This is a genomic window from Thermomonospora cellulosilytica (assembly GCF_014138835.1).
GTDB lineage: Bacteria > Actinomycetota > Actinomycetes > Streptosporangiales > Streptosporangiaceae > Thermomonospora > Thermomonospora amylolytica.
This window is the reverse complement of record NZ_JACJII010000001.1, coordinates 1,615,499-1,633,113: the sequence shown is the minus strand read 5'-3', so window position 1 is coordinate 1,633,113 and position 17,615 is coordinate 1,615,499. Positions and strand designations below refer to the sequence as shown.

Sequence of the window (17,615 nt, the reverse complement as noted above, 5' to 3'; positions counted from 1 at the left end):
CCGTTCCCCCGCAGAGAGGCGAACCCGAGATGTCCACGAACGGACCGGTCTCCGACGAACCGACCCGGCTGGCCGCCATCGTCACGCCCATGTTCGCCGGCCAGTCCGGCGCGTCCTACCGCCTCTCCGACGGGGCGACCGCACAGCTGCTGGCCGGCGCCGACGCACAGGACGACTGCGCCGTGTTCCGCCTGGACGGCTCCCAGGAGCTGGTGCTGGGATCCGACTACGTGCGGGGCGCCAAGTTCGGCCTCTACGAGCTCGGCTACCTCGACGACTACGACGTCGGCTACTACCTGGCCATGGCCAACTTCAGCGACGTGGCCGCGATGGGCGCCCAGCCGATCGCCCTGCTGTCGGTCATCCGGTATCCGAAGGCGATGCCCGACGAGGACTTCGCCCAGGTCCTGCGGGGCATCAACGACGCCTGCGATCAGGTCGGCGCCCCCAACGTCGGCGGCGACATCGGCACCGCCGAGCGCCTGATCCTGTCGGCGTCGGCGGTGGGGGTGGTGGAGGCCGGACGGTCACTACGGCGTGACGGCGCCCGCCCCGGTGATCGGCTGTGCATCACCGGGCCGACCGGGATCGCCGCCGCCGCCCAGCGTTATTTCGGCAGGTTGGACACCGCCGGCACCCGGATGGACGAGACCGACGAACAGATCCTGCTGAACGCCTGGAAGCGCCCCCGGGCACGGGTCGCCGAAGGCCGCCTGCTGAGCACCGGCGGGGTGGTGACGAGCTGCCAGGACTCCTCCGACGGGCTCAAGGCGGGCATCGAGACCATCGCGTCCCGCAGCGGCGTGGGCTTCGTGGTCGAGGAGGAGGCACTGCCGGTGGTGGACGCGGTGGCGCAGGTCGCCAAGCTCGCCGACATCGATCTCATCCCGCTGCTGCTCGGCGACTCGGTGGACTTCCAGCTCGTCTTCACCGTTCCCGCCGAGCACGTCCCGGCGCTGCGCGAGTCCTTCGATGAGGCCGGGCTGGACTTCCACGACATAGGAGTCGCCACCGAGGCCCCCGACCTGCTGCTGCGCACCGGCGACGGCACCACGCGGGAGCTTCCGGGCGCCGCCTGGCGGCACGCCACCTGAGCCCGCCGCCGGTCCGCACCACCAGAGACCGGGTGCGGGCCCGGCATCCGGTGGCCCGGCCCGTTCCCGGTGCGCCGCCCGGCCCCCGCGTTGCCGCTGCCGCCACCATGGAGGCGACGGCGTACGACCACCCGGAGGCCGGGCCGTGTCGTCCCGCTCAGCGGGGGCGGTCCAGCGCGCCTTCCTTGATCTGCCGGGCCAGCATCCCGAACGCCGCCCGCCGCACGGTCAGCCGCCCGCCCTCCGGGTCCTTGGAGTCCCGGATCCCCACACCATCAGGGAATCCGGCCAGCTCAACACACGCCTCGTCATTCGCGCTGCCGCTGCGGGAACTCTTGCGCCAACGGATCGTCATGAGTACTCCTCCATGAGCTGTTCGATCAGGATCCGGGACATGTCCTCGGATGACGCCTTTGCACCGATCAACTCAAAATCTACGGCCATCTCCCTGACCTCTGCCGGGTCCTGGACCAGGCGCCCGCCCCGGAACGCTCCGATGTAGGCGACATCCCTGTTGTCCAGGCTCATCACCTGAAACGGGCCGTTGAGACCGAAGTGCTCTCCAGTGGACCGGGGAATGACTCGGACCATCACGTTCGACCCCTCGGACAGCTCCAAGAGCTGTTGGAGCTGGGCCCTCATCACCTTCGGCCCGCCGACCGGACGGTCCAGCACGTCCTGGTCGAGCAGAACCACCAGCACCGGTGGCTCCTTGCGGCCGAAGAGAGCGGCCTGCCGAGCCGTGCGCATGGCCAAGGCCCGCTCCAGGTTCCTGTTGTCCCGAGCTGTGGACAGGAGCGCCCTGGCGTACTCCTCCGTCTGGAACGGAACAGGGATGACCTGCCCCTGGTACATCCGGATGACCCTGGCCTGCGCCTCGAACTCGGTGTACTGACGGAACCAGTCCGGGTCGTGTGCGGTACGCGCGAAGTAGAGCAGCAGTTCGAAGAGGCGCGGGGTGCCGTACTTCTGGTCGAGCGCCCTGGCCTGGTCCTCGTGCAGCTTGAGCCGCCCGGCCTCGATGTTGCAAACAGTGGAGCGGGCGGCATTGATGATCTTTCCGCACTGGGCCAGCGAAAGCCCGTGCTTCTCCCGTTCGAACCGCAGGGCGTAGGCCAGAAAGTGCCAGAGGGATGTCTTGGGGTCCAGAGGGTCCCTGACTCGCATCATCGCGCCTCCGATGTTTCCGCTTTTCACGTATACATCACAGGCTAGATCCAGCGAGTCAGGATCACTGTGGAAATGCAAAAACATAAGGGAGTCTCCCATGAGTCTCACCCCCGACCACCTGGCGATCGACCTGCTCGCCTCCCCCGCCGCCGCCGGCCTGGCCCGCACCCTGCTGGAACCCCGGCTGAACAAATGGGGCGCATCGCACATTCTGGACGACGCCTTTCTGGTGTCCTCAGAATTGATCAACAATGCCGTCAACGAGACCCCCGGAGCGCAGATCAGGTTCCGCCTCGGCCGCGACGCCCCGTACGTCAGCATCGCCGTCTGGGATTCCAGCCCCCGCACCCCCCAGGTCCGCCCGCTCCAGAACGTCACTCTGGAAACCCTCGACCTGTCCCCCGAGTCCTGGGACGACAACGGCGGCTGGGGCCTTGCCCTCGTCATCAGCCTGTCGGCCGAATGCGGCTGCACCCGGGACCCCAGGGGCGGCAAGTGGGTCTGGGCCCGCCTCAAGTTCTGACCGGACGCCCCGCGCCCCGGCCCCCGCCTCGCCGTTCAGTTCACCGCCGGGCGCCGCTCGGCGGCGGGCACCTCGTACAGCAGATGCCACGGCTCGTACGGCCGCCGCCGGCAGGTGATCGCCAGCCGCACCGGCCCGGCCTGCTCCCGCCGCCAGCTCTCCGGGCTCTGCGTCAGCCCCGGCGGCTCGGTCCGCACCAGCGAGAACGACATCCAGTTGCGCCCGTCCACAAGCGACACCTCATGCGGCCTGGACGACCGCTCGTCCACCACGTGAACGCTGTCGCCGGTGTTGAACCGCCACGGCCCCCACACGTGATCACTGCCCGGATGCTCCCGCCCCACCTCATCGCAGATCCGGACGGTCACCTCGTCGAGCCCGTCCAGGCCGGGCGGCCCCACCAGTTCGACCAGCAGCCTCCCGTGCCGATCGACGCCGTTCAGCCCCTCCTGCACCGTGCACCGGAACTTCGGCACCAACTCCGAATGCCGCCGCTCCCGCTCGATCCGCGTCATCGCGGCAGCCGTCCGCCACGCCCCGGACGCGGCCAGCGCAGAGAATGCCCCCACCGCCACATTCAGCACATCCGGCACGCCCATGCCGCCGCACCGTAGCAACCCGTACCGGCCGAGTCAGCCGAATCCGGCAACGCCCACCGGCACCCCGGCCGCCCGCCTCCACAGCCGGGCCGCACCTCACCCGGCCCGACCGCCCTCCGCCGACCAGCCCTCCGCCTCGGCCCGCCGCAACCGCTCCGAGAACACGGCATGCGCCTGCCGATACTCGGCCTCCCGATCCGCCTTGTAGAACGGCGGCACATACCCTTCTGGCGGCGGCACGCTCCCCGGGTCCTCCAGGTGGTCTTGCAGGCGCTTGTAGTCCTCCTTCGTCTGGCGTGAGCCGTAGGAGTTCCAGTTCTCCGCGATCTTGGCTCCCGTGGCGTCGAACCACATCGCGGACTCGTATCCGAACAACTGCGGGTAGCGAGATCGGTAGATCGTGACGAGCTGATCGGCCGAGAGCCCGAGCCACACGGCCACGAGCGCATCGATCTCCACCAGCGCGGCCCGGCGTTCACGCTCCGTCCGCAGCGGCGTGGCGCCGTCCCAGGCCGGGCCGACCGCCCCCAGCGCGGGCATGCCGGGCCAGGACACCGCCCACTGCTCCCGCCGCCAGTCGTGACCGTAAAGCTCCTCCCACAGATCCGCGTACGCACTGGTCAGGCAGTTGAGCCGCAACGTGCGCAGCAGAAGCGGGACTTCCAGCGGATGCCCGGACTCAGGCGCGGGCATGGACTTGGTGTTCGTGGTCTGAAGGTCAGTCGTCCCAGTGATCCGGAGCAGGTAATCCACCGGCAGAGCCGCCCAAAAGCCCGCCACCAGCGCGGTACCACGGTTGTCGGGAAGCGCCAGCGAGTGCACAGAGTGAACATGTGCGGGTCCCGGAGGATAGATCGCAGGAAACAGACTCCGGTCGGTGTCATCGGGAATCATCCGACGCCAGAACACCCGATAGAACTCAGTGTACGGGCGACTCGCCTCACGAGCTAGCAGTACATGAACTTGATCATCAGGTACCTCGTGCACCGGGATTCCAAGCTCAACCGCGAGATCATCGCGTGCACGCTCGACCGCCGACGATGACAGCAGAGCATCAAGCCTCCGATAGTCAACCCAGAGGTCCTGCTCCTCACGATATGCCCTCCAGTCGGTATCCCTCGCGTACTCAGACCTGGGGAGGGCGTCCTCGGCCAACTGCATGAGATCTTGAGGGCGTCCCTTCGTTCCCGTGTCCGGAGGCTGCTTGAAAAACGGTGTCGCCACTCCGATCTGAGGGCCTTTGAGGATGACCTCCGACCAACTCTCAGGGTCACTGAGACGCCAGCGGATCAAACCTTCCTTCTTGGCATTCGCCTCATCGTAGCCACGGCTTATCCGTGGATCGAAGTCACTGAGGCGATGACGGATCGAGCCGAGGACTTCGATCGCCTCTTGCTCTGTGTTGCTGATCGGATAGAGAAGCTTGGCCTCATCCGGTGCCACATCCTCGCCGGTCAGCCTACGCCACTCACCGAGCACCTCTTCGTCGACCATAATGACTCGCGCCGCATGAGGGCGTTCATCCCAGTGTCCCTTGTACTTCACGCCGGGCGGATCTCCTGACCCGTCATGCGACAGGGACCTCATAATCACTGATGGATCGAAAAGCCAACTGAGATGCGCGAATCGCACCTTTTGCGGAACACTGTAGACATGCAGCCCAAAATGTGAGCTCCGATTGACCGGCGGCGGGAAGAAGCGATTTCCCGAGTTGACGAAGTCTCCATGGACGCGCAGGCGCCTGTAGGCGGCGGCCCGCAGACGACGTTCTTTGTCCCCGACGAAGTGGGTGTCCGGATGGAGCAGGCCCGCAGTTCCATGCGTCCCGAGCGCAGCCCACACGCGAACCATGAAAGCACGGTAAAGGTCCGGCTGGGTTCCTTCCAGCAGAGGATAGACGACTGGAGAGACAAGAAGCTTCGAGACCGCACTGTGGACGGTGAGCTGTTCCAGCACGAACCGACGGCTCGGCGCATGTCCAAGCAACCGAGCCCTGCGATCGTTCCATACGGAGACGGATGGCTTTTCTGCGAGCACGAACCAGGGATCCAGTTCCGCGAGGATCGGGGCCTCCTCCCAGCGGGGCCGGACCCACGGTGGGTTGCCGACCTGGAGGTCGAAGCCGCCGCGCTGGAAGACATGCGCGAAGTCCAGTTCCCAGTGGAAGAAGCCCTGCCTTTCGGCGATGTCCTTGACCGTGGCCAGCCAGGGGAAGCGCTCCTCCAGACGGAACTCGTTGTCCATGCCCATCCAGGCGGCCAACTCGTTCTCGTGCCTGCTCAGGTCCTCCAGCGAGTCGAACTCGGGGAACAGCGAGTCCTCGGGGATGTCGGCGACGCCCAGCAGCGCCTCGGCGAAGTCGAGCCAGTCGCCGAACTCCATGAGCGGGATCACCGGACGGCGTTCCACCCGCCGGGGCTTCGGCCGTCGCCGGGGACGGGACCTCGGTGCGGGGATCTGCTCCTGGACCGGCTCGTCACCGAGGAGCGACAACGTCTCCCACGACTGCGGGAGGCCGGCCGGGTCCGGTTCGGGGGCCTCCGGCTCCTCCTCCTCGACCTGCGGAAGGTCGTACAGGCTGCCCGAGAACTTGTCGCGGAGCCGCTGGTGGATCTCGTCGTCGCCGGTCAGCAGATCGACCTTGTCCAGCGGCCAGAACCACAGGGCGCACCAGGCGTCCATCAGCGTCTTCAACCGCCAGTAGGGGGTGCCCGGCGACGTCAGGTCGGCCTTGATCTCGTCGCGTTCCTTGGCCTCGCGGGGCTGCGGCAGGTCCTCCGCGCCCCACACGTCGATACGGCGGCTGATCTCCCGTTCCGACAACTCCAGCCGCTTGACCACCAGGTCCCACAGGTACTCGGCACGACGGGCCAGACCCTGCAGGCGCTGGACCTGACTGGCCTTCTCGTCCTTGGCCTTCTTGTCGCGCGGAGCCACGAGGATCTTCTTGCGCCAGTCGGCGAGGGCCTTGGCCTGGTCGGGGGCGAGGTTCCTGGCCTCCTTCTCACCGGCGACCGCGCCCCAGCCCGCGGCGGGCAGCAGGAAGTGGTGGACGTGCCCCTCGGGGATGTCGCCGTCGCGGAACGGGTGGTCGTCGGGAGCCGAGTCCAGCCACACCTTCTTCCTGAGCCTGTCCGGGGCGTACAGGCGGCGGCCCGCTCCGATCAACGAGTTGCCCCGGCGCAGGTGCAGGCCGAACCACGGGGCCTGGAGGCCGGGGTACATGACGTTCAGCCACAGCGACACCTCCGCCAGCTCCACGGCGGTCTCGTTCAGGTCGACGCCGTAGGAGTTGTGCAGCGCGATGTACGCCTTGACCTTCTGCAGTTCGTCGGCGTACCGCTCCGGCTCCAGCCGCACACCCAGCTCACGCTGACGACGCTTGAGATACTCGGCGGCGACCTGGTTGATGGCCTCGTTGAGGAACGCGCCCGATCCCAGGGCGGGCTCGCAGATCGTCCAGCGCAGGATCTCGTTCGCCGGAGTGGTCGTGCCGTTCTGGTCCAGGCGTTCCCGCAGCGCCAACTGCACCGTGACCTGGGTCAGGGACTCGGGGGTGTAGTACGACGCACTCGTCTGGCGGTCGCGGCCGGCGAGGCGGTAGACGAACGCGCCGGGCTGGTAGACGACCCGCTCGTCGGTCTTCATCCCGTTCTCGTCCTCACGGCGGACGAACACCGAGTCGTCGTAGTCGTCCACCTTCGACTCCGGGATCATCCAGGAGCCGTCCTTCGGGTCGCCGTTCTTGGCGACCTCGTACAGCTTCTCGTCGGCGATGAAGCCCGTGTACGACATCAGCCCCTCGTACACGGCGCCGAGCTGGTTGATGCCGAGCTGCGCGTAGGAGATGAAGCCGCCGCGTTCCTTGCGCTTGCCCTTGGCGAGCATGAGCAGGCGCAGCACCCGGTACAGGGCCTCGTTGCGCAGACGGGTGTCGATGCGGGGCGAGGCCGGGTCGTCGGAGTCCAGCACGATCTCGCCGATCAGCGACGTGCGGGACGGGTCGAACAGGTCCGCCTTGAGGGGTTCGAAGCGCAGGCCCTCGCCCTCCGACTCGCCCGCCGCCACGCCCTCGCGCGGGTTGTGGCCCTCGTTGACCATGCGGAACAGCAGGTCCAGCGACTCGTACAGGTGGAAGCCGCGGCGGGACTCCTCCGACACCAGGTCGCGGACGATCAGATCCCCGATGCGGGCCATGCTGTAGCCCTTGACGTACGCCTCGTCGTCGGCGGGCAGGATCTTCAGCTCCGGGCGGGCCTCGGCGTACAGCAGGAACAGGATCCGGTACAGGTAGCGCAGCGACTGGCGGCCCAGCTCGCGGGCCAGGGCGGCGGGTTCGTCCACCTGGCTCGGGCGGAAGCCCTGCTCGCGGATGCGGTCCAGGACCTCGTTGGCGATGATCTCGACGGACTCGCGCAAGCCGTCGCGCAGGTCCTTGGACACCCCCACCGCGTGCTGGCGGGAGCCGGACAGCAGCTCGGCCAGCCGTTCGGTGCCGCCCTCCTCCGGCGGCAGCAGCGAGTCCGCCCCGAACAGGGCCGCGATGGTGTCCAGCTCGCCGGGCACGGCGTTGCTCCGGCCCAGTGCCACGTCCAGGCTGACCGCCAGATACCGGCCCTCGCCCCAGGCCGCCCGGTCGGCGAGAATGATCACGCCGCCGGCCAGGATCAGCACGTAGCGGGGCGGGTCGTCGCCGCCCAGCAGCCAGGTGGCGAGCCTGTCGCCGGTCTCGATGCGGTCCCGGCCATCCAGCTCGACCGACTCCAGCAGCCGGCCCGCCTGTTCGGGGTCGAGGGCGGCGTCCACGTCGGGTGCCCAGCCGCACTCGACGGCGACGACCATGGGGCGATCGTGCGGCTCGGCGTACGCGACGGGGACCTCGTACGGACGGCCGGCGCGTTCGACCGTCAGGGTGCGGGGCTCGGCGGCGTACCCCAGAGCGCGCAGCACGTCACCGTGCAGTTCGTGCAGGGCCTTGCGCCACTGCTCGGCGTCCTTGGGCTGCTCGCCCGCGCGGACGGCCTCCAACCGGTCGGCGAAGTAGGCGCGGTCCTTGAAGTACGGCCTGCGGAGGGCGCGCAGGCCGCTTCGGGGGGTGGCCCTGCCCTCCTTCTCCTGTTCGGTCCAGCGGGCGAACAGACCGTCCTTGCTGCGCTTGAGTTCCCGGGGCAGCACCTCGGCCAGGTAGTGCGCCGAGAAGTAGTCACCGCGGTTGACCAGAGAGTCGTAGCTCACGCGTCCCCCTCGAGCACGGCCAGGATCCGCAGTAGCGGCTCCCCGGTGGTCTCCAGACTCTGCAGCAGGCGTTCCTGCTCGGCGACCGTGTCGCCGACCTCCCTGCGTCTGCGCTGAGCGTGCCGGTCGTCCCCGAGGCCGTCGAGCGTCTGCTGCTCCCATCGCCGCACCCGGTCACGGTGCTCGCGAAGCGGGGCGGTGACCCGTTCGGCGTACTCGTCGCGCCGCCGGTCCAGATGGGCGCGGGCGGCGTTCACCGCCGGGACGATCAGCTCCCGCAGTCCGTCGACGTCGGGCCGGCGGAGGGTGTTGATCATGTCCGGACCGACCCTCGTCTCCGCCAGCACCTCGGTCATGTCGCGGATCTGCGGGTTGCCGGGCAGGCCGGTGACGGCCATCCACTCCACCACGGTCGGCTGGCCGAGGGCGTTGGAGTAGATGCCCTGGATCAGGAACGTCGGGTCCATCGGCCGGGCGACGGTGATCACCGGAGCCTGCTGCCGGACCAACTGGATCTGTACCTTGTCGACCAGCCACTCCACCATCGGATGCAGGTCCGACAGGTAGGCGATGTCGGGCCACATGGTCTTGGTCCGACGGGCCTCGTCCAGCTTCCGCCGGGCCAGATCACGGTCGAAGGTGACCTTCATCCGTTCGGTGATCCGGTGCCGGCGCAGGTAGGAGGCGGGCAGCGCGGACAGCCGGTGCACCAGGTCGGGCGGCGGCTCGAACGCCAGCATCGCCCCGTCGTCGTCGATCCGCAGGTCCGGTGCGACGGTGCGCAGCGCCTCCCGGACGAACGCCTCGGTGTCGCGGAACAGCGTGGGCACCCTGGCGCGCGGCGGATCCTCGATCACCTGCTCGTTCGCCACCGTCTCGAACAGGGCGGCGAGGGGGTTGGCCGGCGGGGTCTCGTCCAGGGACTGCTCGACGGTCTTGCCGTCCAGCAGGGCCTGGATCAGCCGGTCCTCCTCCTTCTTGGCGTTGAACTCGCCGGTCACGGGCTCGGCGGTGCCCAGGTTGCGGTGCGCCTCCTCCTCCCGCTTGAGCAGTTTCTCGGCGACCGTGGTGTCGTCCTTGGCGCCCTCGACCGCCGAGGTGAGGATCAGCGCGCGGAACTGGGGCGGATGCTCCTGCCCGTACCGGTCGATCCGGCCGTTGCGCTGCTCGATCCGGATCAGGCTCCACGGCAGGTCGTAGTGGATCAGGTGGTGGCACTGGCGGTGCAGGTTGACGCCCTCGGAGGCGACGTCCCCGGTGAACAGCAGCCGGACCTTGCTGTCGGACAGGGAGAACTCCTCCACGATCTCCTGCTGCCGTTGGTCGGAGCAGCCGCCGTGCATCAGCCGCACCTGGTCGGCGGTCAGGCCCAGCTCGCCGGGAACGGTCTCGGCCAGCCACTCCAGGGTGGGGATGCTCTCGGAGAACACCACGGCCCGGGTCGCGCGGCCCCTGCCGACGCCGATCTGCCTGAGCTGGTCGATGAGGGTGCGGCGCTTGGTGGACTCGTCGTCGCCGATGTCCTCGGCGAGCTTGCGCAGGGTCACCAGGGCGTCGATCTCCCGCGGGTCGGTGGCGTTGTCCAGCCGCCTGCCGGCGGTGGAGGCGAGCGCCTTGTGGGAGGACAGGAACGCCTTGAGCAGGGTGTAGGGGAACAGGTGACGGTCCCTGCCGCCCGCCGGGGAGTTGTCGGGATCGGCCAGCCAGACCTCGGTGAGCTCCTGGAAGATCCGCTCCTCCTTGGCGTTCGCGGCGCAGCGGATCGGGACGGACGGGCCGCGGTCCGGCCAGCGCCCGCCGATCTGGTCGCGGACCTCCCGGCTGTTCTTGGTGCGGCGGATGTACAGATGCCTGATCTGCTCGGCGGAGTAGTCCTTCGGGTTCGCGATGGCGGCCGGGTCGAGCAGGCTGATGAGCTGGGCGAACGACTCGGCGTTGCCGTTGTGGGGGGTGGCCGAGGCCAGCAGCAGCGCGTCGGTGCGCGGGGCGAGGGTCCGGGCGAGCCGGTTGCGGAGGCTGCCCTCGTTGATGAGGTTGTGGGACTCGTCGATGACCACCGCGTCCCAGTGCATGTTCTCCAGGTGCTGGCCGTACTTGCCCTGGTTCTTGAGGGTGTCGACGGAGATGATGATCCGCTTGTAGTACAGGAACGGGTTGCGGCCGGCAGGAATGTCGCGCTGGATCCGTTCGATGCCCACCGAGTCCAGACGCACCAGCGGGATCGCGAACCGGGTCCACAGCTCGTGCTGGAACTGCTCGAGCACCTGCTGGGGGGTGACGACGCAGATCCGCTCGCCCCGGCCCCGGCGGATCAGCTCGGCCAGGATCAGCCCGATCTCCAGCGTCTTGCCCAGCCCCACCACATCGGCCAGCAGGATCCGAGGACGCAGGCCGCGCAGCGCCAGCTCCGCCGGGCGCTGCTGGTAGGTGAGCGGGTCGAGCAGGAACCGGTCGGCCAGGGCCAGGCCGTGTTCGGTCCGCGGCAGCGGGGTGCGGCGCAGAACCGACTCCAGGAACAGCCGGCTCTTGGCGAACGCCGGGGTGGTGTCGGCGACCAGCTCGGTGTCCTCGGGACGGAGCTGCTTCACCGTGTCGATCCCGGTGAAGAACACCGCGTCCTCGTCCCGGACGAAGTCCGAGACGCCCACCGCCTTGATCATGTACCCGTCGCGTTCGGTGGGCGTGCAGGTGCGCACCATCCACTCGGCGTCACGGACCTCGATCCGCGCACCGGGCGCGAACGGCGTGGTCGTCACTGGGCGGGCTCCTCGCTGTCGATCGGGGACGTACCGGCTAGAGCCGGGCGGCGCGCTGGTAGGCGGTGCACAGCCGCAGGGCCAGATCCTGCACCGTCCGGCCGGGCGGCCGGGCGTCGCGGCGGCGCACCCGGGCCGGTCTGGGGAGCTCGACGTCCACGGGCGGGTCGGTGGGCAACTCGACATAGGTCTGGGTGGCCAAGTGGACGCGGGCATCGTGCGGAGTCAGCCCATCGGTGCGCAGGACCCTGCGGAATTCCTCGGCCGCCTCCGGCAGGGTCGGGCGGGCCCGGGGGTCGTGCTCCACCATCGCGCGGATCACCGGCTCCAGCGTGGCCGGTACCCCGCGCAGGTCGGGGGCCGTGTTCGGGTCGGTGATGGCGAAGATCAGGGCGGGCAGTTGCGGGCGCTCGTACGGGAAGTGGTGAGCCAGTGCGAAGATCAGCGTCGCGCCGAGGGCGTAGACGTCGGCGGCGGGCGTCAGGTCCCTGGGGTCGCTGATCTGCTCCGGCGCGGCCGTCATGGGAGTGCCGATGAACTGGCCGGTCCGGGTCAGCTCGTGGCCGGCCTCCACCAGCGCGGCCAGGCCGAAGTCGATCACCTTGGGACCGTCGGCACCGAGCAGCACGTTGGCCGGCTTGAGGTCGCGGTGCAGCAGCCCGGCGGCGTGGATCGCCCGCAGCGCCTCGGCCAGCAGGTCGCCCAGCGCGGCCCCCAGATGCGCCGGGAGTGGCCCATGCCCGTTGACGTACTCCCGCAGCGTCAACCCGCGCACGTATTCCATCGCCAGCCACGGCTCCGGCTCGCCCGGGTCGGCGGCGGCCACCAGCGCGGCCACCCGCGGGCCCTGCACCATGTGCATGGCGGCGATCTCCCGGTCGAACCGCTCCCGTAGTTCGCCGTCCGCGGCGTTGCCCTGTCCGCTGATGACCTTCACGGCGACCGGCTGCCCCTCGGGGGTCACCCCGAAGTAGACCACGCCCATGCCGCCCTCGCCGAGCCTGCCGTGCAGCGCGATGCCGCCCACCGAACGCGGATCCGACGGCTTGAGGGGTTCCATGGCCACCTGCCCTGTCCCGACGGAGCTCACCGCACTGCCCGAACCGAGCAGCCAGGATAGGCCCAACCCCGGCCCCATCACCCCGATCATCACGGAACCGACCACTTCCGGCCGCCCAGCGAACACACTCTCGGCGCCCGTCAATCTCGCACACTGGACAGCTATGGTCAACAGCGTTAACACAAGCTATTCTCCGGTCCACCCACGAGCCGTCCCCCTGCCTCCTCCCACCCCCCGGGAAGGATGTGAATTGTCCGCACTCACCTGGGCTCTGACCATTCCGCAGCCCGCCGCATGGGCCATCGCCAATGGGCATCAGGACGTCTACAGCCGCACCGCCGACACCGACCACCGCGGCTGGATCGCGCTCTGCGCCGGGGTGGACATCAGCCCCGATCTGCTGGCCCAGGCCGTGAACCTGACCGGCTGGACCGCCGAGGAGATCGTCGACGCCTGCCCGGAACGCAACGCGATCGTCGCCGTCGCCCGCCTGACCGAGGTCTGCGACCGTTACACCGCCTGCGACTGCGGTCCCTGGGTCGACCGGCGGCTCCTGCACTGGCGGCTGGCCGACGTCACTCCGCTGCCCGAGCCGATCCCGGCGCCCCGCATGCTCGGGCTCTGGCAGATGTCGTACGAGCTGTCCGAACGGGTGCAGGACGGCTGGACCCGCGCCCGGGGAACCGCCACGGCGGCCCGTCCGGACGAAGAAGAGCCCAAGGACTCACGGACACTTCGGGACGAACTGCTGCCGCTCCCGGACGCGGCGGCCGGTTACCGGCGGGTCCTGCTGTTGGGGACCACCGGAGCGGGCAAGACCACGGTCGTCCGGCAGCTCCTGGGCACCGACCCCCGCAGCGAACGGTTCCCGTCGACCTCCACGGCCAAGACCACCGTCGCCGACACCGAGGTGGTACTGACAGGCGAGCAGGAGTTCCGCGCCGCCGTCACGTTCGCCGACCGCGAGGAGATCGCTGTGCATCTCCGCGACAACGTGTGGGAGGCGGCCAAGGCCGTCTACGAGGCGCGGCCGGACGACGTGGTGTACGACAAGCTGCTGGACCACGTCAGCCAGCGGTACCGGTTCAGCTACCTGCTCGGCCGCCCGGCGCTGTCCGCCCCAGAGCGGGTCGACGACCTCGACGACGATCTGGACCTCCTCGACGATGAACCCGCCGAGGAGACCCCGGCGAACGGCACCAGCGATCCGCGGACGGCCGACATGCTGCACGAGGCGGTCAAGGCCATCCGCCACCTGGTCAACTTCGAAATGATCAGCCTGCAGGGCGAGATCACCACGGACGGCGACGACCGGTCCCGCGAGGAGATCGTCGAGGACGAGCTGGAGAACCGGATCCGGCGTTCCCCCGTCTCCGGTCGCATCGTCGCCGCCATGCTGGCCGAGATCGAGGCGCGGTTCGAACGGCTGCCCACCGGGCGGCTGCACCGCGACGCCGACGGCTGGCCGGTGAGCTGGAGCTGGTCGTGCCCCGACCGGGCCGAGTTCCTGCACACGGTCAACCAATTCTCCAGCAACCACACCGAGCGCTTCGGAACCCTGCTGACCCCGCTGGTCAACGGCATCCGGGTGGCCGGCCCGTTCCGCCCGCGGTGGGCCGAGAGCACCCCGCGACTGGTGCTCATCGACGGCGAAGGCATGGGTCACATCCACGACTCGGCCACCGAGGTCTCCACCCGGCTGCGCAAACGGCTCGACGAGGTCGACGCGATCGTGCTGGTCGACAACGCGCAGCAGCCGATGCAGGCCGCCCCCGTCGCAGTGATGCGCACCGCCGCCACCACCGGCAACGGCGACAAGCTGTTCTTCCTGTTCACCCACTTCGACCTGGTGCACGGCGACAACCTGCGCACCGCCAAGGACCGCGCGCGGCATGTGCTGAACTCGGCGGAGAACGTGCTGAACGCCATCCGCCAGGACCTCGGCATCGCCGAACGGGTGCTGCGGAACCGGCTGGACACCGCGCGCTACTTCGTCGGCGGGATCGACAAACGGCTCGACCCTGCCGGAGACGGGCCATCCCGGCAGGCCGTCCAGCAGTTCGACAAGCTGGTCCGGGCACTCATGGCGGACGCGGTCGAAGTGGAGGTCGGTCCGGCACGGCCGGTCTACAAAAGGGAACGGGTGACCGAGGCCGCCGTCGAGGCGGCCAGGTCATTCCACCGCCAGTGGCGGGGCGTCCTCGGCCTGTCCTATGAACCCGGAGTGCCCAAGCGGCACTGGGCCTCCATCAAGGCGCTCACCCGGCGGCTGGCGGAGGGCATGGACGAATACCAGGACCTGCGCCCCGCCGCCAGCCTGCGTACCTGTCTGGAGAACGCGCTCTACCGGATGATCCAGGACCCGGCGCGGTGGACCGGTGCCGAACCCGACGCCAAAGAACAGCAGGTCGTCTTCGGCACCGTCTCCCGGGCGGTGACCACCCGCCTGATCACGACGATCGACCGACTGATCACCGAGGAACCGCGGCCGGACTGGCAGCAGGCCTACGAACAGCACGGCAAGGGCTCCACGTTCCGCCGGGCCCGCATCCTCGACGAGGACGTCTACACGCCGGCGGTGCCGTATCCGGGGGCCGGGGACCCCTACGACAACGCGTTCACCCGTGCGATCCACGCGGCCTTCGCGGAGGCCGCGGCCGAACACGATTTCCTTCTTGACTGATCATGGAATCCCGGCAGAAAGAAAGTATCTCGTTCCTCGACGGCGCCGAACTCGGCCGCTGGGGCGCCGACCCGGTACTCCGCCCGGACGGCGGCGAGGAGGCGTTCCGCCGCTGGGTGGAGGCCGTCGTCGCCGCCGCCCCGGCGAGCGTCCTGTCCACCGTCCGCTCCGACCGTCCCGCGCCAGGCTGGGCCAAGGTGATGTTCCTGGACGCCTCCCCCACCCACGAGACCTACCTGGATCCCGTCTACCGCCGCACCCTTGCCCCGCCGCCCCCCGCCGCCACCGTGCCGGCCGCTCCCGTGGCCACAGCCGGCACGACGCGTCCCACGACCCCGCGGCTCCCTCAGCCCAGCGGCTTCCAGAGCGCCCGAGACCAGGTCCCGCATCGCCTCCCGCGTTCGGCCGATCAGCAGGGCGTCCCGGACAAGACCGGGCACTCCGCACGACCAGCCGAGGCGCAGAACATGGCACCGGCCGGGGACGGCGAGGCACGGGCCGCGCCGGAGGACGCGGCGACCGGTTGGTACAAGATCGAACGGCCGGGACCGTTGCCCAGGGAGGCGATGTTCAGCGGACTGCTGGGGCGGGTCGTGCGGGAGATCCACCCTTACACCGAGGGCGACCCGGTGGGCGTCCTGGCGACCCTGCTCTCCGCGTTCTCCGCCGCCGTGGGACACCGGCCACATGTCAGCATCGGCTCGTCGCGGCACCCGCTGCTGATCTGGACGATGCTGATCGGGCGGACGTCCCTGGGGCGCAAGGGCACCGCCACCAGCGCGGCGATGGACATCGTGGAGCGGATCTCGGTGGACTTCACCGAACGGCACCTGCTGTACGGATCGCCGTCCTCGGGCGCAGGGCTGGTCGGCAAACTGGAGGCCATGGCCCGCGAGGCCGGCTGGTACGACGACGAGCCGGACGCCGACTCCGAACCAGAACTGCTGCCCGGCTTCCCTGCGTTGATGATCGAGGAGGAGTGGGCCAAGGTGATGCGGCGTTCCCGCATCGACGACGCCCTCGGGCAGAACCTCCGCACCGCCTGGCAGGGCAACACCCTGTCGGTCATCGTGAAACGGAAGTCCGACTGCGCCACCGTCAAGGACTCCCACCTGGCGATCGTCGGGCACATCACGCCCGACGAGTTCCGCGCCAACCTGTCGGCGGCGGACGTGGCGGGCGGGACGTTCAACCGCTTTCTGCCGGTCTTCGTCCAGCGATGCCAGTCGCTGCCGCTGGCCGACGAGATGCCCGAACGACTCGCGGACGGACTGGCGGAAGAGCTGCGGGCGGCGGTGGCCCGAGCGCGGAGATGCGGACGGATCGGGCTGGACGACGAGGCCCGCGAGTACTGGCGGGACGAGCTGTACGACCGGCTGACCGCGCTGTCCACCGGCTCGGAGCTGATCGAGGCGTTCGCCGGCCGCGCCCTGCCCTACACCCGGCGGCTGGCGGCCCTGTACGCCCTGGCGGACGGGCGTTCCACGATCTCGGCCCTCGATCTGCGGAGTGCCGAGTCGTTCATCCGGTACGTGATCGCCTCCGTGGAGCACATCATGGCCGCCGGCACGTTCTCGCCGCCCCGCAAGGCCCGTCCCTCCGCCGCCGACCCGCACATCACCCACAAGATCCTGGAAGCGCTCATCGCCGCCCACCCTTCTGCCCTGTCCCGTTCCGATCTACTCGCCAAGATCAAGAACATCGGCTCAACGGCCGACCTGGAGAACTCCCTGGCCGCCCTGGGCGACGACCTCCAAACGACCGTCTCCCGCCTACGAGGCGGGCGGCCGTCGCGCCTCTATCGCCTCACCGACGCCGCGGCCGCCCGCCTGCATCGCCACTGACGTTCGGAAGCGGGCCGGGGTGTCAGCGGGTGGCGGTGAAGGCGTCGAGGGTGCTGAGGCGGTGGCGGGTCGCCTGGGTGAAGGTGGTGGCCAGGGCGTCGTTCAGGTGGGTGAGCTTGTCCTCGGGGAGGCGGAGGCTGCGGGCCAGGCGGGTTGCTCCGGCGCCGCCGTGCCAGGCGATGAGGAGGGTGCCGCCGGGGCGGAGGACGCGGTGCAGTTCGCGGAGGCCGGCGTTCAGGTCGGGCCAGATGGCGACGTTGTTGACCGAGACGACGACGTCGGCGCTCTGGTCGGGCAGGCCGGTGTCCGCCGCGGTGCCGGTCCTCAGGTCGACCCGGCCGGCGGCGACGGCGGCGCGGTTGAGTTTCGCGGCGGCGGCGCGCATCTCCCCGGAGGGGTCCACGCCCAGGATGCGGGCCGCCCGGGTGCGTTCGGCCAGCAGCCTGACCAGGGCGCCGGGGCCGTAGCCGACCTCCAGGACGTCCTGGCCCGGCCTGATGTCGAGCAGCCCGAGAACCTCCTGCTGGTCCCGCCGGTTGGTGCGCCGCATGATCACGCCGGCGAGCCGGCCGAGCAGCCCCTCCGGCCGCGCGAACGGCGACGACACCGGCTGGTCGAAAGCCCACGAACGTTCCTGTGTGTCCATGTCTG

The 17,615-nt window shown here is 69.5% G+C and carries 11 protein-coding genes; 4 read left to right on the top strand and 7 right to left on the bottom strand.

The window, feature by feature from the left end; all coding sequences use genetic code 11:
* Nucleotides 1-29 precede the first annotated feature (29 nt).
* Nucleotides 30-1,094, top strand: a complete 1,065-nt coding sequence (gene thiL, locus HNR21_RS07905; protein WP_182704659.1) for a thiamine-phosphate kinase — start codon at nucleotides 30-32, stop codon at nucleotides 1,092-1,094.
* Between the two features lie 157 nt (nucleotides 1,095-1,251).
* On the opposite strand, the gene HNR21_RS07900 is transcribed toward thiL, so the two are convergent.
* Both HNR21_RS07900 and HNR21_RS07895 read right to left on the bottom strand, forming a co-directional pair.
* Nucleotides 1,252-1,449 carry a DUF397 domain-containing protein gene (locus HNR21_RS07900; protein WP_182704658.1) on the bottom strand — a complete coding sequence of 66 codons (198 nt, stop codon included), beginning with the start codon at nucleotides 1,447-1,449 and terminating at the stop codon, nucleotides 1,252-1,254.
* Nucleotides 1,446-2,363, bottom strand: a complete 918-nt coding sequence (locus HNR21_RS07895) for a helix-turn-helix domain-containing protein (RefSeq protein ID WP_182704657.1) — start codon at nucleotides 2,361-2,363, stop codon at nucleotides 1,446-1,448. The genes HNR21_RS07900 and HNR21_RS07895 overlap by 4 nt, the downstream gene beginning before the upstream one ends.
* Here HNR21_RS07895 and HNR21_RS07890 point away from each other — a divergent pair.
* Complete coding sequence (locus tag HNR21_RS07890; RefSeq protein WP_182704656.1) at nucleotides 2,362-2,787, top strand: ATP-binding protein; 426 nt, start codon at nucleotides 2,362-2,364, stop codon at nucleotides 2,785-2,787. The two genes, HNR21_RS07895 and HNR21_RS07890, sit on opposite strands and share 2 nt — an antisense overlap.
* A 35-nt stretch (nucleotides 2,788-2,822) precedes the next feature.
* On the opposite strand, the gene HNR21_RS07885 is transcribed toward HNR21_RS07890, so the two are convergent.
* The 4 genes from HNR21_RS07885 to HNR21_RS07870 all read right to left on the bottom strand — a co-directional run bounded on the left by HNR21_RS07885 (nucleotide 2,823) and on the right by HNR21_RS07870 (nucleotide 12,437).
* Nucleotides 2,823-3,386 carry a hypothetical protein gene (locus HNR21_RS07885; RefSeq protein WP_182704655.1) on the bottom strand — a complete coding sequence of 188 codons (564 nt, stop codon included), beginning with the start codon at nucleotides 3,384-3,386 and terminating at the stop codon, nucleotides 2,823-2,825.
* A 96-nt stretch (nucleotides 3,387-3,482) separates the two neighbouring features.
* The gene (locus tag HNR21_RS07880) at nucleotides 3,483-8,621 is read right to left on the bottom strand and encodes an Eco57I restriction-modification methylase domain-containing protein (RefSeq protein WP_182704654.1); all 5,139 of its coding nucleotides are present in this window, start codon (nucleotides 8,619-8,621) and stop codon (nucleotides 3,483-3,485) included.
* The gene (locus HNR21_RS07875) at nucleotides 8,618-11,377 is read right to left on the bottom strand and encodes a DEAD/DEAH box helicase (RefSeq protein ID WP_312880906.1); all 2,760 of its coding nucleotides are present in this window, start codon (nucleotides 11,375-11,377) and stop codon (nucleotides 8,618-8,620) included. The genes HNR21_RS07880 and HNR21_RS07875 overlap by 4 nt, the downstream gene beginning before the upstream one ends.
* A gap of 37 nt (nucleotides 11,378-11,414) precedes the next feature.
* The gene (locus HNR21_RS07870; protein WP_182704653.1) at nucleotides 11,415-12,437 is read right to left on the bottom strand and encodes a serine/threonine-protein kinase; all 1,023 of its coding nucleotides are present in this window, start codon (nucleotides 12,435-12,437) and stop codon (nucleotides 11,415-11,417) included.
* Between the two features lie 250 nt (nucleotides 12,438-12,687).
* Between HNR21_RS07870 and HNR21_RS07865 the strand changes: the two genes are divergently transcribed.
* Together HNR21_RS07865 and HNR21_RS07860 are read left to right on the top strand one after the other, a co-directional pair.
* Nucleotides 12,688-15,120: a hypothetical protein gene (locus HNR21_RS07865; RefSeq protein ID WP_182704652.1), complete on the top strand. Its 2,433-nt coding sequence runs from the start codon at nucleotides 12,688-12,690 to the stop codon at nucleotides 15,118-15,120.
* A 2-nt stretch (nucleotides 15,121-15,122) separates the two neighbouring features.
* Entirely contained in the window at nucleotides 15,123-16,964 is a 1,842-nt protein-coding gene (locus tag HNR21_RS07860) for a DUF3987 domain-containing protein (RefSeq protein WP_182704651.1), read from the top strand.
* Nucleotides 16,965-16,986: 22 nt separating this feature from the next.
* On the opposite strand, the gene HNR21_RS07855 is transcribed toward HNR21_RS07860, so the two are convergent.
* The gene (locus HNR21_RS07855) at nucleotides 16,987-17,610 is read right to left on the bottom strand and encodes a class I SAM-dependent methyltransferase (protein WP_182704650.1); all 624 of its coding nucleotides are present in this window, start codon (nucleotides 17,608-17,610) and stop codon (nucleotides 16,987-16,989) included.
* Nucleotides 17,611-17,615 lie beyond the last annotated feature (5 nt).